The 24813-nt window shown below is 51.6% G+C and carries 21 protein-coding genes, 2 tRNA genes and 4 other RNA genes; 11 read left to right on the top strand and 16 right to left on the bottom strand.

Features of this window, described 5'->3' with window-relative positions; all coding sequences use genetic code 11:
* Positions 1-8: 8 nt before the first annotated feature.
* The 7 genes from oppF to PAGR_RS10275 all read right to left on the bottom strand — a co-directional run bounded on the left by oppF (position 9) and on the right by PAGR_RS10275 (position 8607).
* On the bottom strand, positions 9-1010 hold the full coding sequence (oppF, locus tag PAGR_RS10305; protein ID WP_013025960.1) for a murein tripeptide/oligopeptide ABC transporter ATP binding protein OppF: 1002 nt from the start codon (positions 1008-1010) through the stop codon (positions 9-11).
* Entirely contained in the window at positions 1007-2020 is a 1014-nt protein-coding gene (locus tag PAGR_RS10300; protein WP_013025961.1) for an ABC transporter ATP-binding protein, read from the bottom strand. Before PAGR_RS10300 ends, oppF begins: the two co-directional genes overlap by 4 nt.
* 11 nt (positions 2021-2031) lie before the next feature.
* Positions 2032-2940: an oligopeptide ABC transporter permease OppC gene (gene oppC, locus PAGR_RS10295; RefSeq protein ID WP_013025962.1), complete on the bottom strand. Its 909-nt coding sequence runs from the start codon at positions 2938-2940 to the stop codon at positions 2032-2034.
* 14 nt (positions 2941-2954) lie between these two features.
* The gene (gene oppB / locus PAGR_RS10290) at positions 2955-3875 is read right to left on the bottom strand and encodes an oligopeptide ABC transporter permease OppB (RefSeq protein WP_013025963.1); all 921 of its coding nucleotides are present in this window, start codon (positions 3873-3875) and stop codon (positions 2955-2957) included.
* Between the two features lie 87 nt (positions 3876-3962).
* On the bottom strand, positions 3963-5603 hold the full coding sequence (gene oppA, locus PAGR_RS10285) for an oligopeptide ABC transporter substrate-binding protein OppA (protein WP_014593821.1): 1641 nt from the start codon (positions 5601-5603) through the stop codon (positions 3963-3965).
* Positions 5604-5760: 157 nt separating this feature from the next.
* Entirely contained in the window at positions 5761-7377 is a 1617-nt protein-coding gene (locus PAGR_RS10280) for an ABC transporter substrate-binding protein (protein ID WP_014605722.1), read from the bottom strand.
* Between the two features lie 582 nt (positions 7378-7959).
* A complete protein-coding gene (locus PAGR_RS10275) occupies positions 7960-8607 on the bottom strand; it encodes a YchE family NAAT transporter (protein WP_013025965.1) in 648 nt (215 codons plus the stop codon).
* Positions 8608-9044: 437 nt separating this feature from the next.
* Between PAGR_RS10275 and adhE the strand changes: the two genes are divergently transcribed.
* Positions 9045-11732 (top strand): bifunctional acetaldehyde-CoA/alcohol dehydrogenase, encoded by a 2688-nt coding sequence (adhE, locus tag PAGR_RS10270; protein WP_014605721.1) that lies wholly within the window; start codon positions 9045-9047, stop codon positions 11730-11732.
* A gap of 65 nt (positions 11733-11797) precedes the next feature.
* Here the strand turns inward: adhE and PAGR_RS24250 are convergent, their stop codons facing one another.
* Positions 11798-11932 (bottom strand): hypothetical protein, encoded by a 135-nt coding sequence (locus tag PAGR_RS24250; protein ID WP_258170271.1) that lies wholly within the window; start codon positions 11930-11932, stop codon positions 11798-11800.
* Positions 11933-11964: 32 nt separating this feature from the next.
* Entirely contained in the window at positions 11965-12588 is a 624-nt protein-coding gene (tdk, locus tag PAGR_RS10265) for a thymidine kinase (protein ID WP_028715226.1), read from the bottom strand.
* Between the two features lie 415 nt (positions 12589-13003).
* On the opposite strand from tdk, the gene hns reads away from it, so the two are divergent.
* Complete coding sequence (gene hns / locus PAGR_RS10260; RefSeq protein ID WP_014605719.1) at positions 13004-13411, top strand: histone-like nucleoid-structuring protein H-NS; 408 nt, start codon at positions 13004-13006, stop codon at positions 13409-13411.
* A 94-nt stretch (positions 13412-13505) separates the two neighbouring features.
* On the opposite strand, the gene PAGR_RS10255 is transcribed toward hns, so the two are convergent.
* From PAGR_RS10255 to rssA, 5 genes are all read right to left on the bottom strand, one after another.
* A complete protein-coding gene (locus tag PAGR_RS10255; RefSeq protein ID WP_014605718.1) occupies positions 13506-14513 on the bottom strand; it encodes an NAD-dependent epimerase in 1008 nt (335 codons plus the stop codon).
* Positions 14514-14527: 14 nt separating this feature from the next.
* Positions 14528-15868, bottom strand: coding sequence for a UDP-glucose dehydrogenase family protein (locus PAGR_RS10250; protein WP_014605717.1), 1341 nt, complete (start codon positions 15866-15868; stop codon positions 14528-14530).
* Positions 15869-15889: 21 nt separating this feature from the next.
* Positions 15890-16798, bottom strand: a complete 909-nt coding sequence (galU, locus tag PAGR_RS10245; protein WP_014593827.1) for a UTP--glucose-1-phosphate uridylyltransferase GalU — start codon at positions 16796-16798, stop codon at positions 15890-15892.
* A gap of 195 nt (positions 16799-16993) precedes the next feature.
* Positions 16994-18010, bottom strand: a complete 1017-nt coding sequence (gene rssB / locus PAGR_RS10240; RefSeq protein WP_014605716.1) for a two-component system response regulator RssB — start codon at positions 18008-18010, stop codon at positions 16994-16996.
* 99 nt (positions 18011-18109) lie between these two features.
* Positions 18110-19021: a patatin-like phospholipase RssA gene (rssA, locus tag PAGR_RS10235; RefSeq protein ID WP_014605715.1), complete on the bottom strand. Its 912-nt coding sequence runs from the start codon at positions 19019-19021 to the stop codon at positions 18110-18112.
* Positions 19022-19118: 97 nt separating this feature from the next.
* On the opposite strand from rssA, the gene PAGR_RS10230 reads away from it, so the two are divergent.
* The 9 genes from PAGR_RS10230 to xthA all read left to right on the top strand — a co-directional run bounded on the left by PAGR_RS10230 (position 19119) and on the right by xthA (position 22408).
* The gene (locus tag PAGR_RS10230) at positions 19119-19574 is read left to right on the top strand and encodes a YchJ family protein (protein WP_014605714.1); all 456 of its coding nucleotides are present in this window, start codon (positions 19119-19121) and stop codon (positions 19572-19574) included.
* Positions 19575-19630: 56 nt separating this feature from the next.
* Positions 19631-20479, top strand: a complete 849-nt coding sequence (purU, locus tag PAGR_RS10225) for a formyltetrahydrofolate deformylase (RefSeq protein ID WP_013025975.1) — start codon at positions 19631-19633, stop codon at positions 20477-20479.
* A gap of 144 nt (positions 20480-20623) precedes the next feature.
* Positions 20624-20708, top strand: a tRNA-Tyr gene (locus PAGR_RS10220).
* 35 nt (positions 20709-20743) lie between these two features.
* Positions 20744-20828: transfer RNA gene (locus PAGR_RS10215), tRNA-Tyr, on the top strand.
* 41 nt (positions 20829-20869) lie between these two features.
* Positions 20870-20997, top strand: a non-coding RNA gene (locus tag PAGR_RS23120) — RtT sRNA.
* Positions 20998-21038: 41 nt separating this feature from the next.
* Positions 21039-21166: non-coding RNA, RtT sRNA (locus PAGR_RS23115), on the top strand.
* 41 nt (positions 21167-21207) lie between these two features.
* Positions 21208-21335: non-coding RNA, RtT sRNA (locus tag PAGR_RS23110), on the top strand.
* 41 nt (positions 21336-21376) lie between these two features.
* Positions 21377-21489: non-coding RNA, RtT sRNA (locus PAGR_RS23105), on the top strand.
* Between the two features lie 112 nt (positions 21490-21601).
* The gene (gene xthA / locus PAGR_RS10210) at positions 21602-22408 is read left to right on the top strand and encodes an exodeoxyribonuclease III (protein WP_013025977.1); all 807 of its coding nucleotides are present in this window, start codon (positions 21602-21604) and stop codon (positions 22406-22408) included.
* 35 nt (positions 22409-22443) lie between these two features.
* Here the strand turns inward: xthA and PAGR_RS10205 are convergent, their stop codons facing one another.
* Positions 22444-22740, bottom strand: a complete 297-nt coding sequence (locus PAGR_RS10205; RefSeq protein ID WP_013025978.1) for a YnjH family protein — start codon at positions 22738-22740, stop codon at positions 22444-22446.
* Positions 22740-24656, bottom strand: a complete 1917-nt coding sequence (locus PAGR_RS10200) for a DNA topoisomerase III (protein WP_014593831.1) — start codon at positions 24654-24656, stop codon at positions 22740-22742. The genes PAGR_RS10205 and PAGR_RS10200 overlap by 1 nt, the downstream gene beginning before the upstream one ends.
* Positions 24657-24813 lie beyond the last annotated feature (157 nt).

The raw sequence follows: 24813 nt of genomic DNA, 5'->3' as shown, positions 1-24813 counted from the left end.
TTTTTATTTTACAGCGGATCCACCTTCAGGCAGGACACCGCATGGCGGAAACTGCCTTCAAGCAGCGGTCGGGTTTTGGCACACTCAGGGCCGGCAATCGGACAGCGCGTCCGGAACACACAGCCGGAGGGCGGATTAATCGGTGAGGGTAATTCCCCTTCCAGGAGCTGAATTTGCTTATTCTTCTCCAGGTCCGGATCGGGAATCGGCACCGCCGACATCAGCGCTTTGGTATAGGGATGCTGCGGATTGGTATATACCTCGTCGTAGGTGCCCAGCTCCACGGCGTGCCCCAGATACATCACCAGCACGCGGTCGGAAATGTGTTTAACCACCGCGAGGTCATGGGCGATAAAAATCAGCGACAGGCCCATTTCACGTTGCAGTTGCTGCAGCAGGTTCACGACCTGAGCCTGAATGGACACGTCCAGGGCCGACACCGGCTCGTCGCAGATAATCAGCTTAGGCTCAAGTATCAATGCGCGCGCAATACCAATACGCTGGCACTGTCCACCCGAGAACTCGTGTGGATAGCGGTTGATCAGGTTAGGCAGGAGCCCTACCTTCATCATCATGGTCTTGACGCGATCTTTGACATCCTGACGCGACAGCTCCGGATGATAAGTGCGTAACGGCTCTGCAATAATGTCGCCGATGGTCATACGCGGGTTCAGCGAGGCCAGCGGATCCTGAAAAATCATCTGGATATCGCTTCGCGCCTTACGCCACTCTTCTTCACTCTGCCCCAGCAGGTTACGCCCGAGCCATGAAACGCGGCCCTCGGTGGCTTTTACCAGGCCAATAATGGCCCGCGCCAGCGTAGACTTGCCGCAGCCGGATTCCCCGACGACGCCCAGGGTTTCACCTTCATACAGGCGCAGGCTGACACCGTCCACCGCCTTGAGAGATTTTGGCGGCTGCCAGAACCACTGCTTGCCATCCCTGATATCAAAATGGACTTTCAGATCGGCGATTTCGAGTAACACTTTCTTTTCTGCCAGGCTGCTCATACGAGTTCCTCCACCGGCTTAAAGCAGGCGCGCAAACGCCCTTCTGCAAAAGGTAACAGCGGCGGTGCGTTGGAGCAGATATCCATAGCGTGAGGGCAGCGCGGCTGGAAAGGACAACCCTGCGGCAAACGCAGCAGGTTAGGCGGATTACCCGGTATCGTCGTCAGACTTTCCCCTTCCGCATCCAGTCTGGGTACGGCGTTCAGCAAACCAATAGAATAGGGATGTGCGGGCTGATAAAACACATCACGGGCGCGGCCATATTCCATGGTGCGTCCGGCATACATCACCAGAACTTTATCGCAAATGCCCGCAACCACACCCAAATCGTGGGTGATCATAATGATCGCGGTGTTAAACTCGCGCTTAAGCTCATTCAGCAAGGTCATGATCTGCGCCTGAACCGTGACGTCCAGTGCGGTTGTCGGCTCATCGGCAATCAGCAGCTTAGGCCGACACATCAGGGCCATCGCAATCATCACACGTTGACGCATCCCACCCGAAAACTCGTGGGGATACATTTTCATACGTTTACGCGCTTCCGGCATTTTAACCGCATCCAGCATTCTTACTGACTCTTCAAATGCCTGTGCATTGCTCATCCCTTTATGCAGCTTCAGCACTTCCATCAGTTGCTCGCCGACCCGCATATAGGGGTTCAGTGACGTCATGGGATCCTGGAAGATCATGGCGATTTGCTCGGCACGCAGTCGGTTCAGCTGTTTCTCAGGCAGATTCAGGATCTCTTTACCGTTGAACAACGCCGAACCACCGATGCGCCCGTTGCTGGCCAGCAGCCCCATTAACGCAAAGGCGGTCTGGGATTTACCCGAACCCGACTCGCCCACAATCCCTAAGGTTTCACCTGCCCGCAGTGAAAAGTTGAGATCGTTAACGGCGGTGACGTCACCATCGTGCGTGCCAAAGGTTACGCGTAAATCTTTCACTTCAAGCAGCAGTTCGCTTCCCGCGCGCGCAGCCTGAGCAGGCTGAAATTCATGAATAGTCATCGGGAAACTCCTTAACGATCTTTGGGGTCGAGGGCATCACGCAGGCCATCGCCAATAAAGTTGAAACAGAACAAGGTGACGACCAGGAACGTCGCCGGAAACAGTAACAGCCACGGCGAGACTTCCATGGAGTTCGCACCATCGCTGAGCAGTGCGCCCCAGCTACTCAGTGGCTCCTGCGTTCCCAGCCCCAGAAAGCTCAGGAAAGATTCAAACAGGATCATACTGGGCACCAGCAGCGAAGCGTAAACCACCACGACGCCCAGAACGTTGGGGACGATATGGCGCGTCACAATTTTCCAGGTGGAAACACCGCCAACGTGTGCAGCTTCGATAAACTCTTTGCGCTTCAGGCTTAATGTCTGCCCGCGCACGATACGCGCCATGTCCAGCCAGGACACCATGCCGATAGCGGCAAAGATCAGCAGAATATTGCGGCCAAAGAAGGTCACCAGCAGGATAACGAAGAACATAAACGGGAAGGAGTTAAGGATTTCCAGAATACGCATCATCACGGAATCGGTTTTCCCGCCCAGATAACCCGCGATTGAACCGTACAAGGTCCCCACGATCACGGCGATCAGCGCGGCAGCAATCCCGACCATCAGTGAAATGCGCCCGCCAATGGCTACGCGCACCAGCAAATCGCGCCCCGAGGAGTCGGTGCCAAACCAGTGTCCCGAGGTGGTATCGGGCGGTGATGACATCATTCCCCAGTCGGTATCGAAATAGGAGAATTGCGACAGCATAGGCGCGAAAATCACAAACAGCGTGATGAGCATCAGCACCATCAAGCTGATTAATGCGGCGCGGTTATGAATGAAACGACGACGGGCATCCTGCCACAGGCTTCGCCCTTCGACTTCCAGTTTTTCACTGAATGCATCAAGAGCTTCGCTATTTTTCTTACTTAACATCATGGCGAACTCCAGAATCAGTAGCGGATTTTCGGGTCGATAACGGCATACAGCACATCGACGATCGCATTAAACAGGATGGTCAACAGCCCCACCAGGATGGTCAGGCTCAGCACCAGTGAATAGTCACGGTTAAGTGCACCGTTCACGAACAGCTGACCAATACCCGGCAGTCCGTAAATCGACTCGATGACCATAGAACCGGTAATGATGCCCACAAAGGCCGGCCCCATATAGGAAATGACCGGCAGCAGCGCAGGCTTCAGTGCATGACGTAACACGATACGACGCAGCGGCAGCCCTTTCGCTCGCGCGGTACGGATAAAGTTGGAGTGCATAACTTCAATCATCGAGCCGCGGGTGATGCGCGCAATACTGGCAATGTAGGCCAGTGAGAGCGCCACCATCGGCAGCAGCATGTAATTCCATTGACCGCCATTCCAGCCGCCACCCGGCAGCCACTTAAGCGTGATTGCGAACACCAGAACCAATAGCGGCGCTACCACAAAACTCGGTATCACCACGCCGGTCATTGCCACCCCCATCACAACGTAATCCCACAGGCTGTTCTGCTTCAGCGCCGCGATAACGCCCGCCGTGACGCCCAGAACCACCGCCAGGATAAAGGCAGCAAGGCCGAGTTTGGCTGAAACCGGGAAGGCATGGCCGACCAGGTAATTGACCGAATAGTCTTTGTACTTGAACGAGGGCCCGAAATCGCCATGCGCCAGTTGAATCAGATAATCAACGTATTGCTTACCGATAGGATCGTTGAGGTGATATTTCGCCTCGATATTTGCCATGACCTCTGGCGACAGGGTGCGCTCGCTGGTAAAAGGGCTGCCGGGCGCCAGTCGCATCATAAAGAAGGAAATGGTAATCAGAACGAAAAGCGTCGGAATTGCTTCAAGCAACCGACGCAGAATGAATTTTAACATTGCCGTACCTACCAGGCTGGTGCTTCACATTGCATTAAAAAAAGTACTGGCGGCGCGTAACGCGCCGCCGCTGTTCTTGGTGTTTTATTAGTGCTTGATGATGTACAGGTTTCTGTCTGCTACGTTATCCAGCGGATCCTTACCGGTATAACCGCCAACATAAGGTTTCACCAGGCGCGTGTTAACGTAGTAGTAAAGCGGCACGATCACAGAGTCTTTATCCAGCTGCTGCTCTGCCTTCTCGTAATCAGCCGAACGCGCTTTATCATCTGTAGTGGCCAACGCATCTTTCATCAGCTTGTCGAAAGCTGGGCTCTTATAGTGCGCGGTATTGTTGCTGCTGTCAGACAGCATGGTATTCAGGAACGATGTCGGTTCGTTGTAGTCTGCACACCAGCCTGCACGCGCAACGTCAAAGTTGCCCTGGTGGCGGGTATCCAGGAAGGTTTTCCACTCCTGGTTCTCCAGCTTCACTTTCACACCCAGGTTTTTCGTCCAGATAGATGACGCGGCAATGGCCAGTTTCTTATGCAGGTCAGAGGTGTTGTACAGCAGATTAAAGGTCAGCGGTTTTTCTGGCGTATAACCGGCTTCAGCCAGCAGCTTTTTCGCTTCGGCATTACGTTTTTCCTGTGACCAGGTAAACCACTCAGGCTTCACCAATTCCATTCCATCTGTCGCTGGCGGCGTGTAGCTGTAAGCCGGTTTCTGGCCCTGCGCCAGGACTTTGTCTACGATAATGTCGCGATCGATGCCGAGTTTAAGCGCAGCGCGAACGCGCGGATCGTTAAATGGCGCTTTCTGGTTGTTGATTTCGTAGTAGTAGGTACACAGATACGGATCAACATGCAGCTCTTTACCATTGTCACGCTGCAATTTTTTAAACAGCTCAATAGGCAGGTTGTTATAGGTCATGTCGCTGCCGTTATCAGAGAAGTAACGGTTTACATCGCTGACTTCCGACGAGATTGGCAGGAAAGTGACTTTGTTCAGCACGGTATGCGCGTTATCCCAGTATTCAGGGTTACGCACAACGGTGATACGTTCGTTGATGACGTGTGATTCCAACTTAAACGCACCGTTACCCACCCAGTTTTCTGGCTGAGTCCACTTGTCACCGAATTTTTCGATTGCAGCTTTATTAACTGGCGACATTGAGGGGTGAATGAGTAATTTATAGAAATAAGGCACCGGCTCGCTTAAGGTCACTTGCAGTGTATGATCGTCAATCGCCTTTACGCCCAGGTCTGTTGGGGGCTTCTTGCCAGCGATAATATCATCAACGTTAGCCAGATGGCCGTATTGCAGATAGCTGGCATAAGGCGATGCGGTTTTCGGATCGGCCAAACGCTCCCAGCTGTAGACGAAATCCTGAGCAGTGACAGGTTCACCATTTGACCATTTTGCATTTTTACGCAAGTGGAAAGTCCAGACTTTAAAGTCTTTGTTATCCCAGCTTTCAGCCACACCAGGAATGGGATGACCATCCGTATCGCTGATGACCAGACCTTCCAGCAGATCACGACTCACGTTAGATTCCGGAACGCCTTCGATTTTATGCGGATCCAGTGACTGAACCTCGCTACCGTTTCCTTTAACCAGCTCCTGCTTCGCGGCCAGTTCTACGCCGGCAGGTACTGTGGCTGCCATAACGCTGTTCGCTGCGAGCGCACTCATCGCTGCAAAGACGCTGGCAGCAATCAAGGTTTTTTTCGTGATGTTGTTCATTCTTAACTCCAGTTTTTTATTTTCACTGAGGGTGTTTGCGACCTCAGCGTTCCCCGTATTCGGGTCCCCGGTGTTTGCCACCTGGGGCGTATTGACCCTGTTGTGTGGTCTGCACGGCCACGCCCTTCCCGACTGTGCCGCCGGTTAAGCGCGTGACTCAGTGTTTTTTAATGAAATAGTATTTCAGGTCTGTCATGTCCTGCGGATCGTGGCCAGTAAAACCGCCAACCCAGGGTTTAACCAGCCGCACGCTGACGCGATAGTAAACTGGCACAATTGCTGAGTCTTTGTCGAGTTGTGTTTCTGCCTGCTGATACAATGATGCGCGGTCCGCTTCATTTTCAGCCGTTAATGTTGCGGCTAACAGACGGTCGTATTCCGCACTGTGGTAAAACGCGGTATTGGTCGACGACTGGCTCTGGAACATATTCAGGAATGTTGAGGGCTCATTGTAATCCGCACACCAGGTGGCGCGCACAACGTCATATTGTGCCTGATGCCGGGTTTCCAGCAGGGTTTTCCATTCCTGATTCTGCAACGTAACCTGCGCGCCCAAATTGCGTTGCCACATGGACGCGGCGGCGATGGCCTGGGTTTTGTTTTGATCGGATGTGTTATAGAGCAGCGTAAAGCGCAGCGGATTTTTATCGTTGTAACCCGCCTCGGCGAGCAGTTTTTTCGCAGCCGCGTTTCGCTGCGGCTGTGTCCACGCCATCCAGTCTGGGGAAGATAACGCAGCGCCTGCGATGTAAGGCGGCGTAAAGCTGTAGGCCGGAATTTGCCCTTGCCCCATGATCTTACGAGCGATGATATCGCGATCCAGCGTCATTTTGATCGCAGCGCGCACGCGGGCATCGGTGAACGGCGGTTTTTTGTTATTAATTTCGTAATAGAAGGTGCAGAGCAGCGGACTGACTTTAACCTCATCACCCATATCTTTGCGCAATTTAGCAAACAAGTCGGGCGGAACCGCGCTGTTGGTCATATCAATGCCACCGCTGCGATAGCGATTGATATCACTGTTTTCCGAGCTGATGGCCAGAAACGTTCCCTGCTCAATAACGGTCTGAGCATTGTTCCAGTAAAGAGGATTACGCTTCAGAACAATTTTCTCATTCACCACCCAGTCATTCAGCGTATAGGCGCCGTTACCGATATAGTGACCGGGTTGGGTCCAGCCCTCACCCCACTTTTCGATGGCAGGTGCGTAAACGGGTTTCATCGCGGTGTGCGCCAGCATGGCCACTAAATAAGGCACCGGTTCGGTCAGGGTAATTTGCAGATGGCGATCGTCCAGGGCTTTCACGCCCAGTTGTTCGGGGGCAACTTTACCGGCAAGAATCGCATCGACATTCGCAATATGGGCAGCCTGCAGATAGCTGGCATAGGGCGACGCAGTTTTAGGATCGGCAAGACGACGCCAGCTGTAAACGAAGTCCTGTGCCGTAACCGGCTCCCCATTGCTCCATTTGGCATTGCCGCGCAGGGTGAATGTCCAGATTTTACCTTGCTGGTTTTCCCAGCGCTCAGCCACACCCGGCACCACATTACCGTTATTGTCCGTGTTAACCAGCCCATCCAGCAGGTTGAGGATGATGTTTGACTCCGGTACACCTTCGACTTTATGCGGATCGAGCGAGGCAACTTCCGAACCGTTATTAATCACGATTTGCTGGACGGCGGAGAGCGTCACGTCTGATGGCACGGTGGCAGCACAGGTGGGCAATGCGGTTAAGGTTAGTGCCAGACAAGCCAGGTAGTGCTGCGCGTTCATTTCCCACACCCTTGTTAAATGCCAATTTTTATTCTGATATCCCAGCATCAATAAGGAATAAATCTTTTGCTTTTGACGTTTGGGAAAACATTATTAATGCGCCGAAAATTAGCAGATGCTGCAGAGGGGCGCCAAAAATAAATCGCTAAAATGTTACCTGTTTCTCTTTTATCATGAGATTTTTCCCAGTGGAAGTGTTAATTTTTGCCCTAAAAATAGCTTAACAGACTGATTAATAAACAATCTCATCACATTGATGTCAATTTAACCAAAAAACAACATTTATACCCTGGCGTTGCGTCGTTGTAGTGTGAATACACACCGTCACATCATTTAAAAAACGGTTTAAGCGACGTAGACCAGCATTAATCATGCCAACTTCCGCTGCGGAAGCAGAATATAGTGTGAATATAGTGACATGCCGCGATGCCAGCACTGGCGCTGCAGCAAAGGTTATTAGCGGAAGTGATAACTGAAGAAGGATGTGAAGAGAGGCAAATAATTGCATCAATACGGTGCAAAAAAATCGTCTTTTGCACCTTATTGGTTCATTTCTTCTTAAGCGAGATTAAATAAGTCGGTTTACCCAACCAGACCGGGAAAAATTGCCTTGATGCCGGTCACCACAAATTCAATACCTAGCGCCATTAACAGCAATCCCATGATACGGGTAATCACGTTAATCCCTGTCTGCCCTAACAGCCTGACCATTAAAGGCGCTGCGCGGAACAGCAGCCAACAGCTAAAGGCGAAAACAGCAATAGCAACGGTAAAACCCAAAAGGTTGAGCCAGTTGTTATAACGTGTGCTCCAGACGATAGTCGAACTGATGGCGCCTGGGCCCGCCATGAGCGGCAGCGCAAGGGGAACCACGCCAATACTTTCCCGAATTGCCGTTTCCGTTTTTTCCTGCTTATTTTGCTTATCCTCGCCCAGCTTGCCGCTAATCATCGACATAGCGATGGTCACCACCAGAATCCCGCCCGCAATGCGAAACGAGTCAATAGAGATACCGAAGACATGCAGGATTGCATCGCCCAGAAACAGCGAGGTCCAGAGAATAATCGCCACCGCGAGGTTGGCCGTCAGGTTGGTTTTATTGCGTTCTGCCACGCCCTGATAGCGGGTCATGCTAATAAATACCGGAATGATGCCGATGGGATTAACCAGTGCAAACAGGCCTACGAAAAACTTGATATAGCCAGACAGATCTAATAACGCAGGATTCACGGTTAACTCCCCATCCCAGATGAAAAACGCGCCTAATGTAAGTGAAAAAAGCCGTGGGCGCCAGATGCCTAAGCAGTTATTTATGCTGTTATTTTACTTACAATTTAGTGGCTTTAACCACGCATTAACTATCTTGTGGAAGATGTTACTTTTACGCCCCGTTTATTATCCCCCAGCCCGGCCCCCCTGAATGCAGAGCTGAAAGGAGTCAGCTTGGGTTTAAATTGATCTAAATCATCATTGTTCTCTCCCAAACCCGATACTCTTTCTCTGTCAGTAACGCAGGTCTCATTATTTCGAAACAGAGAGAAGCTCTTTTAGTAAACAATTGAAAAACCGCTGCTTTATTCCCGTAAACCGTGCCGTTTGCACCATGGCTATACTCAGGGATTCAGGCTTGTTTACTAAAAAAAGTTTAACTTCCTCAGGAGAGCACAATGGCCGTTACTAATGTCGCTGAACTCAATGCACTGGTTGAACGTGTAAAAAAAGCCCAGCAAGAATTCGCCAATTTTTCTCAACAACAGGTCGATGCCATCTTCCGCGCAGCCGCACTGGCCGCCGCGGATGCCCGAATTCCACTCGCTAAAATGGCGGTGGCAGAATCGGGCATGGGCATTGTTGAAGACAAAGTCATTAAAAATCACTTCGCTTCTGAATACATCTACAACGCCTATAAGGATGAGAAAACCTGCGGCGTACTGGACACCGATGATACGTTTGGCACCATCACCATCGCTGAACCCATCGGCCTGATTTGCGGTATCGTCCCCACCACTAACCCTACCTCCACCGCGATTTTCAAGGCACTTATCAGCCTTAAAACCCGCAACGGGATTATCTTCTCCCCCCATCCTCGAGCCAAAGATGCGACGAATAAAGCGGCGGATATTGTCCTGCAGGCAGCGATTGCCGCTGGCGCGCCCAAAGACATTATAGGCTGGATTGATGCACCTTCAGTGGAACTGTCCAATCAGTTGATGCACCACCCTGATATTAACCTGATTCTGGCGACGGGTGGTCCCGGCATGGTTAAAGCGGCCTACAGCTCAGGTAAGCCGGCGATTGGCGTGGGGGCCGGTAACACGCCCGTTGTCATCGATGAAACAGCTGATGTTAAACGCGCCGTTGCCTCCATCCTGATGTCAAAAACGTTTGATAACGGTGTGATCTGTGCCTCTGAACAGTCGGTTATCGTGGTGGATGCCGTCTACGACGCCGTGCGCGAGCGCTTCGCCAGCCATGGTGGCTATCTGCTTCAGGGACAGGAGCTGAGTGCGGTACAAAATATCATTCTAAAAAACGGTGGGCTTAACGCCGCCATTGTGGGCCAGCCTGCGGTGAAGATTGCGGAGATGGCCGGCATCAGCGTACCTGGTGAAACCAAAATCCTGATTGGCGAAGTTGAACGGGTCGATGAATCAGAGCCTTTCGCTCATGAAAAACTGTCGCCGACACTGGCGATGTACCGTGCTAAAGATTATCAGGATGCCGTCAGCAAAGCGGAGAAACTGGTGGCGATGGGTGGTATTGGTCATACGTCATGCCTGTATACCGACCAGGACAATCAGATAGCGCGCGTGCACTATTTTGGCGACAAGATGAAAACAGCCCGCATTCTGATCAACACGCCAGCTTCTCAGGGCGGTATTGGTGATTTATATAACTTCAAACTCGCCCCTTCTCTGACACTGGGTTGTGGTTCCTGGGGCGGTAACTCCATTTCTGAAAACGTGGGGCCCAAACATCTCATCAACAAGAAAACCGTCGCTAAGCGAGCTGAAAATATGTTGTGGCATAAACTTCCGAAGTCCATTTACTTTCGTCGCGGCTCTTTACCCATTGCGCTTGAAGAGATCGCCACTGACGGTGCCAAACGCGCGTTTGTGGTGACTGACCGCTTCCTGTTTAACAACGGTTATGCCGATCAGGTCACCCGCGTTTTAAAATCTCACGGCATCGAAACCGAAGTTTTCTTTGAGGTTGAAGCGGATCCCACCTTAAGCATCGTGCGTAAAGGTGCAGAACAGATGAACAGCTTTAAGCCAGACGTGATCATCGCCCTGGGCGGCGGTTCGCCGATGGATGCAGCCAAAATCATGTGGGTCATGTATGAGCATCCTGAAACCCATTTTGAAGAGCTGGCACTGCGGTTTATGGATATTCGCAAACGTATCTATAAGTTCCCTAAAATGGGCGTGAAAGCGCGCATGGTGGCCATTACGACAACCTCAGGCACAGGTTCAGAAGTGACGCCTTTTGCCGTGGTAACGGATGACGCGACCGGACAGAAATACCCGCTGGCCGATTATGCGCTGACGCCGGATATGGCTATCGTTGATGCCAACCTGGTCATGGATATGCCACGTTCACTTTGTGCTTTCGGCGGTCTGGATGCGGTGACGCACGCGCTGGAAGCCTATGTGTCCGTTCTGGCCAATGAATACTCCGATGGTCAGGCCCTGCAGGCGCTTAAGCTGCTTAAAGAGAACTTACCGGCGAGCTATGCAGAAGGTGCAAAAAATCCGGTTGCCCGTGAACGTGTACATAATGCCGCCACCATCGCCGGTATCGCCTTTGCGAACGCCTTCCTCGGGGTTTGTCACTCAATGGCGCATAAGCTTGGCTCTGAGTTCCATATTCCTCATGGACTGGCTAACTCGCTGCTGATTTCCAACGTTATTCGCTATAACGCCAATGACAACCCTACTAAGCAAACCGCATTCAGCCAGTACGATCGTCCCCAGGCGCGTCGTCGTTATGCTGAAATTGCGGATCATCTTGGTCTCACCGCGCCGGGCGACCGCACTGCCCAGAAAATTGAGAAGCTGCTGGTATGGCTGGATGAAATCAAAACGGAACTGGGTATTCCGGCCTCGATTCGTGAAGCCGGTGTGCAGGAGGCAGACTTCCTGGCGAAAGTTGATAAACTGGCGGATGATGCCTTTGATGACCAGTGTACTGGCGCGAATCCACGTTATCCGCTGATTGCCGAACTCAAACAGCTGATGCTGGACAGCTACTACGGACGTAAATTTGTCGAGCCGTTCGCCAGTGCCGCCGAGGCTGCTCAGGCTCAACCTGTCAGTGACAGCAAAGCGGCGAAGAAAGCTAAAAAAGCCTAATCCGCTCCGCGCCCGATGAACGGGCTGCCGAAACCCCTTGTCTGGCCCGTGCCTCAAGGGGTTTTTTATGGCGGATTTTTCGCTTCGATAAACACTGCTGCCTGGTGAATCAGGGTAGTGAAGAGAATATCGACCTGAGCCGGACGGGAAAAGGAATAAAGTCCGTGATCGCATCGCCTTGCGCCCTTAACGAGCGCCATGGAAAAGCAGCCTGGCGCTCATTGAGAGCTATTTAGTCCCCCACGGGGGTTTGCGCCCCATGGATGGCCTGCAAACAACCCTGCTCTATCGCCTTTTTATAATGCTTACGGCATACGGAGATATAGCGTTCGTTGCCGCCGATGACGACCTGCTCCCCCTCTCTGAAAGGTTTACCGTCACTGTCCAGACGCAGCACCATGCCCGCTTTACGTCCACAATGACAGACCGTTTTCAGCTCTACCAGCTTATCGGCCCATGCCAGAAGATACTGGCTACCGGTGAAGAGTTCACCAAGAAAATCGGTACGCAGCCCGTAGCAGAGTACGGGAATATCCAGATTATCTACCACGTCAGACAAGGCCTTAACCTGCTCACGCGTCAGAAACTGGCTTTCGTCCACCAGCACACAGTGAACGGGTTGTCGCGCATGTTCCTGGGCAATTTCCACATCAAGCTGGCTGGCTGCATTATAAAGCACCGCAGGAGAAGATAATCCAATACGCGAGCTCACCTTGCCTGCGCCGAAGCGATTGTCGATCTCAGCGGTATAGACGAGCGTGCGCATCCCGCGTTCCTGATAATTGTAGGATGACTGCAATAATGCGGTTGATTTACCGGCGTTCATTGCCGAATAGTAGAAATAGAGTTGAGCCATTTGCGCCGATTCTCGGATACGATGAAAAAACAGGGCCGATTTTACCATATCTACAGGTTGCTGCTGGGGGGATTTTCACCTTATGCTGTTCAGATTAGCATCACTCATTGATGATGCAGCGGTTAATATGATGCGGCATTGGGTCTTTAGGTCAGGATAAATATTAAAGCACATGTGTGATTAAACATTATTTTTATACCGATAATGTATCAGCGCATTTTCAGCTAAGATCTTAATCTTTTCATTGATTCAACCCACCTGACATCACACTTCATCGGGGTGAATTAATAATTTATTAAATTCCTCGCTTACTCTTTTTAAGCTAAAAATTAATTTAATGTTGAACTTATTTTTCTCCACCACTACTATTAGCGGGCAGAACAACTCTCCTATTAATTATTCAGAGATCAGGACAATGAGCGAAGCACTTAAAAATCTTAATAATATCCGCACGCTGCGTGCCCAGGCCAGAGAGTGTTCTTTGGAAACGCTGGAAGAAATGCTGGAAAAACTGGACGTCGTGGTAAATGAACGTCGCGACGAAGAGTCAAACTCTAAAGCTGAAAACGAAGAGCGTGCGCGTAAACTTGAGCAATATCGCGAGATGCTGTTAGCGGATGGTATCGATCCCAACGAATTATTCAATACCCTGTCAGAATCAAAAACGGCTGGCAAAGCCAAACGTGCTGCCCGCCCGGCTAAATATCAGTTTGTAGATGAAAATGGCGAAACCAAAACCTGGACGGGTCAGGGCCGTACGCCAGCAGCAATCAAGAAAGCCATGGAAGAACAAGGTAAGCAGTTAGACGACTTCCTGCTGTAATGCATAGCCTGTTTCGCTTATTGTTGGCTTTACTTTAGTTTTACGATTATCCGCACCAGAAAAAAAAGGAAGCGATCGCTTCCTTTTTTTATTTTCAGATTGAATAGAAATTTCGATACCAGTCTACAAAGCGCCTTACGCCTTCATCAACACCGGTTTGGGGTTTAAATCCAATGGTATTAAATAATGCGGTTGTGTCCGCGCTGGTTGCCAGCACGTCCCCCGGTTGCATGGGCATCAGATTTTTATTTGCCTTCACACCCAACGCTTTCTCAATCGCTTCAATATAGTGAATCAGGCTCACCGGCTGGCTATTGCCAAGGTTATATATGCGATAAGGGGCAGAGCTTGACGCGGCAGAACCCGTTTCCACGGTCCAGTCTGCGTTCGCCTGCGGGATAACATCCTGCAAGCGAATAACCGCCTCTGCAACATCATCGATATAAGTAAAGTCGCGTTTCATTTGCCCCTGGTTATAAACATCTATCGCCTCGCCTGCAAGCATTGCGCGGGTGAATTTAAACAACGCCATGTCCGGACGTCCCCACGGGCCATAGACCGTGAAAAAACGTAAGCCAGTGGTAGGCAATTGATAGAGATGTGAATAGGTATGCGACATCAGCTCATTGGCCTTTTTCGTCGCGGCATACAATGACACGGGATGATCGACGCTGTCTTCTGTTGAAAATGGCATCTTGTTATTCAGGCCGTAAACCGAACTGGATGAAGCATAAAGCAGATGCTCGATTTTATGGTGGCGGCAGCCTTCAAGAATATTCAGGTGCCCAATGACGTTTGCATCGGCATACGCATGGGGGTTTTCGAGTGAGTAACGCACCCCTGCCTGAGCGGCAAGATGAATAACGCGCTGAAAATTGTGCTGTGCAAAAAGTGTGGCAATAGCCTGACGATCGGCCAAATTGGCTTTGATAAAGGTAAAGGATGGATTGTCACCGATGATATCAAGGCGAGCTTGTTTAAGGTTTACATCATAGTAGTCATTCAGGTTGTCAAGGCCGACAACCTGGTGACCGGCGGCCAGCAGGCGTTGACTGACATGAAAGCCAATAAAGCCTGCTGCGCCGGTTACCAGAAAATTCATAAATCCCTCACTAATTATATAGCCTGAATAGAAGCTCCGCGGCCGATGGCATAATAAATAAAGCCTCGCTTGTTGAGACGCTCGGGATCATACAGGTTACGGCCATCAAAAATCACGGGTTCTTTCAGTGCGCTCTTAATCACGTCAAAGTCAGGTGCACGGAAATTTTGCCATTCCGTACAAATCACCAGGCCGTCTGCACCGTGCAGCGCCGCTTCTTTGGTTCCCATCAGCTTCAGATCGTCGCGATGACCATAGATGCGCTGCGCTTCGTCCATGGCTTCAGGATCGAACGCCTGAACAGAGGCACCCGCTTCCCATAGCGTTTCCATCAACACGCGACTGGATGCTTCGCGCATATCATCTGTGTTGGGCTTGAATGACAGGCCCCACAGCGCAAACGTTTTACCTTTCAGATCGTCACCGAAGTGGCGCTTAATGAAGGTGGGCAGCTTTGTCTTTTGGCTGTCGTTGACGTCTTCCACCGCCTTCAACAGGCGCGGTGTATAACCAATAGACTCCGCTGTGCGGATCAGCGCCTGAACGTCTTTCGGGAAGCAGGAACCGCCATAGCCGCAGCCTGGGTAGATAAAGTGATAGCCGATACGTGAGTCAGAACCAATCCCCTGGCGCACTTTTTCGATATCCGCACCTAAACGTTCTGCGAGATTGGAAATTTCGTTCATAAAACTGATTTTCGTCGCCAGCATGCAGTTAGCGGCGTACTTCGTCAGTTCTGCACTGCGAATATCCATCAAAATCATACGATCGTGGTTACGGTTGAATGGCTCATACAGCTCACGCAACAGTTCCACCACGTCATCATTGTCGGTGCCGACAACGATACGCTCAGGGCGCATACAGTCGTTAACGGCCGCGCCTTCTTTCAGGAACTCTGGGTTGGATACCACATCAAAGCTGATGTTGGCATCGCGCGCCTGCAGCGTTTCTGTCATGACAGCACGGACTCTGTCAGCAGTTCCGACCGGTACCGTTGACTTATCAATCACGACTTTGTGATCGGTCATGTGCTGAGCAATGGTACGCGCTACGGCAGTAACATATTTCAGATCGGCCGAGCCGTCCTCATCAGGCGGCGTGCCGACGGCGATAAACTGCATTACACCGTGGTTCACGCCCTGAGCAGCATCAGTGCTGAACTTCAGGCGACCCGATTCGTAATTCGACATAACCAGCGGAGTCAGACCCGGCTCAAAAATTGGGATCTTGCCTTTTTTAAGGTTCTCGACCTTGTTTTCATCCACATCAATGCAGAGAACGTCATGTCCGACTTCGGCCAACACCGCAGCCTGAACCAGACCGACATAGCCGATACCAAATACAGTGACTTTCATTGAGCTATCCTGTGTTTAAAATTACTTTTTATCGCTAACAGTATTGTTGAGCCATTCAGTGAACTCTTTACCCAATACCGGATGGCGGACACCATATTCAACGAAAGCCTGCATATAACCCAGTTTGTTACCACAGTCGTGGCTTACCCCTTTCAGGTGATAGGCTTCGACGGTTTCTTTATCCATCAGCATGGCGATGGAGTCGGTGAGCTGAACTTCGCCACCGGCACCTGGAGGCGTTTTCGCCAGCAGTGGCCAGATATCCGCAGACAGAACGTAACGACCGACAACCGCAAGGTTGGATGGCGCTTCAGACGCTTTAGGTTTCTCAACAACCCCGACCATCGGCGCGCTGTCACCAGGATTCAGTTCTGCACCCTGACAATCTACAACACCGTATGCCGTCACATCGCTGACAGGCTCAACCATAATCTGACTACGGCCAGACTCTTCGTAACGGCTCAGCATTTCTGCCAGGTTATCTTTGGTTGGGTTAGATTCGTATTCGTCGATGATCACGTCAGGCAGGATGACCGCAACAGGTTCATCGCCGACCAGAGGATGTGCACACATGACCGCATGGCCCAGACCTTTCGCGATGCCCTGACGGACCTGCATGATGGTCACGTGAGGAGGACAGATGGACTGAATTTCGTCCAGCAGCTGGCGCTTAACGCGTTTTTCCAGCATAGACTCCAGTTCAAAACTGGTATCAAAATGGTTCTCAATGGCGTTTTTAGAGGAGTGAGTAACCAGCACAATCTCATTAATACCCGCAGCAATACACTCGTTAACGACATACTGAATTAACGGCTTATCAACCAGCGGCAACATTTCTTTTGGAATCGCTTTGGTAGCAGGCAACATGCGCGTACCCAAACCCGCTACTGGAATTACCGCTTTTTTTACTTTGGTCTTATAGGCAGACATCAAAATACCTCTCTTATAGGCCGTTCAAGTTTTACTGCTTGATATGTCGGTTTAAATTCGGAAATGAGTATATCAGTTAGTCACGGACGGATTTATCCTGGAAGGCATCCATCCTTAGAATTTAAGACTATTACCCAAGTGTAAAGCTAACTTCTGGCCCTGTCTCCTGAACAATAATAAATTAATAATCAAAGTTTACTGGTCAGACGATAGCATCAGTCGTATGCGGCCTCCGGCCCCCCAAATATGGCATTGCCAGTCATCAGCGCGCTGGCTTATTTGGTTAGTATGTGTACTGCCCATAGTGCCAAGTGGCACACCGTTACTGAGTTGTATTTGATGGGCCTGAACGTGCAGCGTTGCATTTAATCCGGCTGAAACCAGTACCAGATTTTTTAATCCGCGGTGATAGTAGCCCACCAGCAACGGGAACTGACCGGTCAGATTTGCCTGGCGCAGCAGCAAATTAACCTGTCTGAGCAGACTGCTCAGCTCAGGTAAGCGTTGTTTTTGGCCAGATAACTGTTCCTGAAGGAGTCCGTTAAATAAGGCGCGCAAAAGCAAGGCGGCCAGTACGCCGTTGTCGCCAGCGCGAGTAACGTCAAGACAATAAAAGGCGAGATCTTTGTCTGAAAGCGCCGCGATATCCAGCACCAGACCCGGCTGCTCGGCCATCGTCAGTTGTCGATAGTTGATCCGACAGTTAGCAATGCGTTGTTGTACGGGTGGCTGAAGTTCTTTAAGGAGTTTTGCCGCCGCAGAGGGATCGCGAACCAGAGCGTCCCAGTCCTGAAACAGCTGCTCGTCTTCCTCCACCTTTGAGGTAAACATGGAGGGATAGAGGCATTCGTAAACCGCTTCACGGAAACGTTCAAAGTTTTTTAGCGGCTTAAGCAGCACATCCTGTACGCCAAGACGCAAAACCTGAGCGATATCGGACATATTTTCTGTGGCGGAAATAATCAAAATCGGTACGCTGTTACCGCGGCTGCGCACGTGTTCAACGAATTCGATACCGCTCATGCGCGGCATCTCAAGATCACAAATCACCAGCTCCACGGCATGCTGCTTCAGCTGCTCAATAGCCTCGAGGCCATCTTCTGCCTCAACTGTGACAGCCCCCATCGATGACAGAAATTGGTTTAAAAGCGAACGGAAAACGGCCTCATCTTCGACAATGAGTATCTTTTTGCCGATCAGTGGTTTTTCCATTCCATCCCCCTGCGTACCCGATAATTCAATAGTGGTTCATAAAACGCAGTTGCGCCTTTCAGAATAGACCGAAGTAACATCTGTGCGTGAACAACCAGATTATCTTCTACGGACCAGCGGTAATAATTCATCCATTTGTTTCTCAACGGCAACCTTCCCAGCCGCAATAGCTTCTTCTGCACGATGAAAATCCAACGTGGATATTTGTGGACAAAACGGCTGGATGAGCACATCGGGCGGATCGCCTGCCATCCTGTTTCGCTTCAGGCGATTTTCCAGGACCTGAATGGATGTTGCCATGATCTCCATCGCGCCCGGCACTTGTGATGCCCGTCGCTGGGTAAAACTGACCAACCTCTGACGCAGTTTTCCGCGCCAGTCAAGATTCAGTGCGACAGCCGCGGCATGTTCTTCAGAACTCTGCGGCGTCAGCACCATTGAATCAGGCTGCATCAAGTGCGCATCGTGTTGAAGATCGACGGCAATAACCACATCAGCGCCCAGTGCGCGCGTTAGCGAAACCGGCACCGGATTCACCACGGCACCGTCTACCAGCCAATATCCATTGTAGCCGACCGGTGGTAATAAACCTGGCATACTGCAGGAAGCGCGAACCGCCTGATGCAATTCTCCCTCAGTGAGCCATAATTCACGCCCGGTGCTCAGGTTGGTCGCCACTACGCCAAAGAGCTTATGGCATGACTCAAGCGCATCATTCGTGATCAACTGGCGGACATGGTTAAATACGCGTTCACCGCGCAGGAGTCCGCCGCGCTGCCAGGAGAGATCCATCAGGCGGATCACATCCCAGTAGCTAAAAGCGCTGACCCATTTTTTCATATGGGGCAACCGGTGATTGACATAAGCCGCACCGACCAGGGCACCGATTGAACACCCGGCGACTACATCAATTTCAATGCCTGCGCTTTCCAACGCTTCGATGACGCCGATATGCGCCCATCCTTTGGCGGCACCGGAACCCAGAGCCAATCCAATCTTTTGCTTTCTCATCTTGCTCGGTTCCTGGCGTCAATACGTAGCGTCATAAGCATGGGTCAGATAAAGTAAACGATATCATCAACAACGACTGTGATTAACAGGAGAAAGTGTGTCCGAATCTTGCCCTTGCTGTAGCGGCAAGCATTATAGCCTATGTTGTCAGCCCTTTGTTAAAGGAGCAGAAATTCCCTTATCAGCTGAACAACTTATGCGCTCTCGCTACTGCGCTTATGTCAAACATGACGTCAACTACCTGGTGTCTACCTGGCATCCTACCCGGCGCGATCCGGCACTTGCGGGACTGTTGTCTGAAAGTTTTGCTGGTACTGAATGGCTGAGCCTGAACATCACGCAGCGTGAACCGGGGCGTGATGATGACGAATCGTTTGTGACTTTTTTCGCCCGTTATCGTGAAAACGGTGCCGATCGGGCAATGTACGAACGTTCACGCTTTCTTCGCGAGGATCAACGCTGGTACTATGTAGACGGAGTGACGCCCGCCATTGGGCGTAACGATCGCTGTCCTTGTGGCGCCGATAAAAAATACAAAAAATGTTGCGGCTAAGGCGGTTGCCTGCGTAACGGTTTTACCCTTAATGCTTTGACAGGACTCTGATTGAGATGCAAGCGCAAACCATGCAAAGAAAAGTTTTACGAACCATTTGTCCCGATGCAAAAGGTCTGATCGCCAAAATCACCAATATTTGTTACAAGCACGAACTGAATATCGTGCAAAACAATGAGTTTGTTGACCATCGCACCGGGCGTTTTTTTATGCGCACAGAGCTGGAGGGGATTTTTAACGACACCACCCTGCTGGCCGATCTCGACAGTGCCCTTCCGCAAGGTTCCGTGCGTGAACTGCATAGCGCAGGCCGTCGCCGTGTTGTTATTCTCATTACCAAAGAAGCACACTGCCTTGGCGACCTGCTGATGAAGAGTGCGTTTGGCGGCCTCGATATGGAAATCGCCGCCGTTATCGGTAATCACGACACGTTGCGTTCGCTGGTAGAGCGTTTCGATATTCCGTTTGTTCTGGTCAGCCACGAAGGCTTGTCGCGCGAAGAGCATGACAACCGCATGGCGGACGAGATTGATCGTTATCAGCCCGATTATGTGGTGCTTGCCAAATACATGCGCGTGCTGACGCCGGGCTTTGTGCAGCGCTACCCAAATCAGATTATTAACATTCACCACTCTTTCCTGCCGGCCTTTATCGGCGCACGGCCTTACCATCAGGCTTACGAACGTGGTGTGAAAATCATTGGTGCAACGGCACACTACGTTAACGATAACCTTGATGAAGGTCCGATCATCATGCAGGACGTGATTAATGTCGATCACAGTTACACCGCCGAAGAGATGATGCGGGCCGGACGCGACGTCGAAAAAAACGTGCTGAGCCGCGCGCTGGATAAAGTATTGGGCCAGCGTGTTTTTGTTTATGGTAACCGCACGATTATTCTTTAAGCGTAAACGGCGCTGGATTGGCTGACATTCCAGCGCTACGGGCAAAAAGTGGGCAAACGATTCACCTTTTGCCAGTCGTCGCTTTACAGTCATGGCGCATTTGGTATGATGCGCCCCGCTTCAGAGCACAACAATTCAGTCCCTGGTGGGATTCCCGAGCGGCCAAAGGGAGCAGACTGTAAATCTGCCGTCACAGACTTCGAAGGTTCGAATCCTTCTCCCACCACCATCTGAACCTGCTGCCTGAACACACATATCATCCCCGGTGGGATTCCCGAGCGGCCAAAGGGAGCAGACTGTAAATCTGCCGTCACAGACTTCGAAGGTTCGAATCCTTCTCCCACCACCATCACGAAAATTCTGCCTTTCTGCCCAAAAAAACCAAACCATCATAGTTATCTGGGGAGAGGGATGAGAACCTTCGACTAAGGTTCGAGTCGAGCATCGCGAGACAACGCGCGTCAGCGCGGCCCGCAGGGTGAGGCGCAACGCGCCGAATAATCCTTCTCCCACCACCATCACGAAAATTCTGCCTTTCTGCCCAAAAAAACCAAACCATCATAGTTATCTGGGGAGAGGGATGAGAACCTTCGACTAAGGTTCGGGTCGAGCATCGCGAGACAACGCGCATCAGCGCGGCCCGCAGGGTGAGGCGCAACGCGCCGAATAATCCTTCTCCCACCACCATCTTAAATATTCTCCTGATCTGCCCAAGATAATCTCAATCACCATCTTCTTCGGGGAGAGGGATGAGAACCTTCGACTAAGGTTCGGGTCGAGCAGCGCGAGACAACGCGCGTCAGCGCGGCCCGCAGGGTGAGGCGCAACGCGCCGAATAATCCTTCTCCCACCACCATCACGAAAATTCTGCCCTTCTGCCCAAAAAAACCAAACCATCATAGTTATCTGGGGAGAGGGATGAGAACCTTCGACTAAGGTTCGGGTCGAGCATCGCGAGACAACGCGCATCAGCGCGGCCCGCAGGGTGAAATCATCCTCTTGAACCCGCTTCCCGCTTTCTGACTGAGCCTGTCCACCACTCGCTGAAATTGCCCTGCTCTGCCATGACTTTTCCTGTAAAAATCGCTACCATCCTGCCTATCATTCGCTGAAGGTCATCTCATGAAATTTATTTCATTCAACATTAACGGCTTGCGGGCTCGCCCTCACCAACTTGAAGCGCTGGTAGAAAAACATCAGCCGGACGTCATCGGACTGCAGGAGACCAAAGTTCATGACGATATGTTCCCCTTAGAAGACGTGGCTAAGCTGGGCTACAACGTGTTTTACCATGGTCAAAAAGGGCACTACGGTGTGGCGCTGCTGACAAAAGTCCAGCCGGTATCCGTGCGACGCGGCTTCCCGGGCGATGACGACGATGCTCAGCGTCGGTTGATCATGGCGGAGATCCCCAGCCCGATTGGCGATATTACGGTAATTAACGGCTATTTCCCCCAGGGCGAGAGCCGTGACCATCCGACAAAATTTCCGGCGAAAGAGAAGTTTTATCGCGATTTGCAAAGCTACCTGAGCGACAGCCTGGCGGCCGATAAGCCGGTGCTGATCATGGGTGATATGAATATCAGCAGCACCGATCTCGATATCGGTATTGGAGAAGACAGTCGCAAGCGCTGGTTGCGTACCGGTAAATGCTCTTTCCTGCCGGAAGAACGTGAATGGATGGATCGCCTGCTCAGCTGGGGCCTTGTTGATACCTGGCGGGCACAAAACCCTGAGATTAACGATCGCTTTTCGTGGTTCGACTACCGTTCAAAAGGCTTTGATGACAATCGCGGTCTGCGTATCGATTTGCTGCTGGCCAGCACCGGGCTGGCCTCACACTGTATTGAAACAGGCATCGATTACGAGATTCGCGGTATGGAAAAACCGTCCGATCATGCGCCGGTCTGGTCAACCTTCCACTTCTGACAGGATCCTGACGCGTGGTGAAATGCCACGCGTCCTTATTTCACTATTTTCCAAATCAGATTATTGGTTCCCAACGACTTCTCATCGCGCGCGCACTGTAGCAGGACACCTTCCGATTTCACCACAGCGCCTTCTGTGTAATTTCGGTTTTCAAAAATACAGCACTGCAGACAGTTTTGCTGACGGTTTTGCCCCTGCGTCCAGACTTCCGGTGGCATATCCACGATCACATCGGTATTGGTGCCACCTGCCGCGCCCTGCTGATGATAGTTAGCATGCGCGGGGCTACAGGCAGCCATTGCAACCAGAATTAGCCAGGCTGATTTACTCATTATTCAGTTTCCTTCGTTTTACGCCCTGCTTTACGCGGTGGACGTTTTTGGCCGGTGGACGGTAAACCACGAAACGCCTGTCCCGAGGGCTGCTGTCGCGCCTGCTGAATAAGCCCGCTCAGCGTCTGCACCAGGGGTTGCATAAATTCATCATAGCGACAGGCCTTTTCACTGATACGCGTCAGGGTTGATTCCCATTGCGCCGTCATGTCCGGCCTGGCGGCGAGATCCGGTAGCGAGTGGATCAGCGCTTTGCCTGCATCAGTAGAATGAATATAGCGCCCTTTCTTATGCAAAAACGAACGACGGAACAGTAATTCAATAATGCCTGCGCGCGTGGCTTCCGTTCCTAAACCATCGGTCGCACGCAGCACTTTCTTTAATTCTTTATCCTGCACAAAGCGCGCAATGCCGGTCATGGCCGAAAGCAAGGTCGCGTCGGTAAAGTGGCGTGGCGGTTGTGTCTGTTTCGCCAGCACCTCACCCCGCTCGCACAGCAGCTCATCGTCTTTCGCTACAACAGGCAGCGGCATGCCATCGTTTTCTTCATCGCGCTCTTTGCCACCCAACAGCGCACGCCAGCCCGCCTCCGCCAGAAAGCGCGCTTTAGCCACGAATTTACCGCCCGCGATATCCAGATCGATGGTGCATTTGCGGAACACGGCATCCGGACAAAACTGCATCAAATACTGACGCGCAACCAGTCCATAAATCTGCTGTTCGTTTTCGTTAAGTTTCACTGCGCTGGCGCGCGCGGTAGGAATAATGGCGTGGTGCGCATCCACTTTTTTGTCATCCCAACAGCGATTTTTTCGATCTGCATCAAAGTCTGCTGGTGGAGTAAGATCGGGTTGATGGGACTGGATCGCATTGAGCACCGCATGACGGCCGGCAAAATGCTCATCGGGTAAGTAGCGGCTATCAGAACGTGGATAGGTGATCAGCTTGTGGGTTTCATATAACCGCTGGCAGATGTCCAGCACCGCCTGTGCACTCAAACCAAAGCGCTTTGCCGCCTCGATTTGCAGGCTGGAGAGTGAAAACGGCAACGGCGCAATGTCGTTTTCTCGCTTGTCACTGTAGGCGGTAACGATAGCGGGCTGACCGCTGATGCGCGCCACCACATGTTCCGCCAGTGAGCGTTTCAGCAGGCGACCTTCTTCATCCTGCCAGGGTTCACAGGCTTCACTGGGGATCCAGTTGGCGGTAAACCGGCTCTCATCCGGCGTGACGATGTGCGCTTTCACTTCAAAGTAATCCTTCGGGACGAAATTCGCGATCTCTTCATCCCGTCGCACCACCAGCCCCAACACCGGCGTTTGTACGCGTCCAACGGACAACACGCCATCATAGCCCGCATTCCGGCCCAGCAGCGTCCAGGCGCGGGTCATATTAATACCGTAAAGCCAGTCGGCACGTGCTCGCGCCAGCGCGGACACGCAGAGGGGAATAAATTCGCGATTCTCGCGCAGCCGGTTGATAGCCCGCTCGACAGCCTGTGGGTTGAGATCGTTAATCAGACAGCGTTGCACTTTACTGCGTTTCTCAGCGGGAAGCTGAAGGTAATCCAGCACTTCATCCACAAGCAGCTGGCCTTCCCTGTCCGGGTCGCCGGCGTGCACCACTTCATCGGCCTGGGCGAGTAAGCCTTCCACCACTTTGAGTTGTTTTGCCACCGAAGGACGCGGCTGCAAACGCCATTTTTCAGGAATAATCGGCAGATCGACCAGCGACCAGCGCGCATAGCGGCTGTCGTACACATCAGGCTGCGCCTGCTCCAGTAAATGCCCCACGCACCAGGTGACAATCTGGTCATTGCCGCAGGCGATAAAGCCCTCACCACGCCGGTGCGGTTTAGGCAGTACATCGGCAATGGCCCGTCCAAGGCTGGGTTTCTCTGCAATAAACAAACGCATTAAATCGGGTAATCCTTAACGTCAGCAAACAACAATGATGACAACGCACTACCGGTCAACAAACAGTCGGCAACATGATGCCTGCGCCTCAGTCCAAAGAACGGTTACATCATGCGCACAGGCTGGAAGAGAGTATGCGCTGCCAGATGAAGCAGCG

The organism is Pantoea ananatis PA13 (genome assembly GCF_000233595.1).
In the GTDB taxonomy this organism is placed as follows: Bacteria; Pseudomonadota; Gammaproteobacteria; order Enterobacterales; family Enterobacteriaceae; genus Pantoea; species Pantoea ananatis.
The sequence above is the reverse complement of the archived record's forward strand: the minus strand, read 5'-3'. Positions and strand labels throughout refer to the sequence as shown.